The sequence below is a fragment of the Acidovorax sp. NO-1 genome (assembly GCF_000238595.1).
GTDB lineage: Bacteria > Pseudomonadota > Gammaproteobacteria > Burkholderiales > Burkholderiaceae_C > Acidovorax.
Genome location: NZ_AGTS01000133.1, coordinates 1 through 351, shown reverse-complemented (window position 1 = coordinate 351; position 351 = coordinate 1). Strand labels below are relative to the sequence as shown.

At 60.7% G+C, this 351-nt stretch carries 2 protein-coding genes; both read right to left on the bottom strand.

Annotation, left to right across the window (positions count from 1 at the left end; genetic code table 11):
• On the bottom strand, nucleotides 1-217 hold a 217-nt coding region (locus KYG_RS18760; RefSeq protein WP_008906508.1), incomplete at its 3' end, for a response regulator.
• Nucleotides 218-221: 4 nt separating this feature from the next.
• Nucleotides 222-351 (bottom strand): septation protein IspZ (locus KYG_RS25385; protein WP_008906507.1); only part of this gene is annotated, 130 nt, incomplete at its 5' end.

The window sequence follows — 351 nt, the reverse complement described above, 5'->3', positions numbered from 1 at the left end:
GCGGATGATCGCTGCGCAGCTGCTTGAGCAATTCCAGGCCACTGCCGTCAGGCAGCATCACGTCCAGCACCACCACATCCGGTGTCGCCTCGCGCAACTGGGTGCGGGCGTCGCTGCCGGCATGACAGGCGTTGACCTCGAAGCCTTCCTGTTTCAGCCAGGCACCGAGCAGGTCGCACAGTTCCTGGTCGTCGTCGATCAGCAGTATCTGACTCATGGGATCAGTCTCGCGGTTCATCCATGGGTTGCAGATGGCGCGCCAGATAGAGGCCCTGACCGAGCATGAACACCAGGGTCATCGCCAGACTGCCAAAGACCTTGAAGTCGACCCAGAAGCTTTCGTAGGTGAAG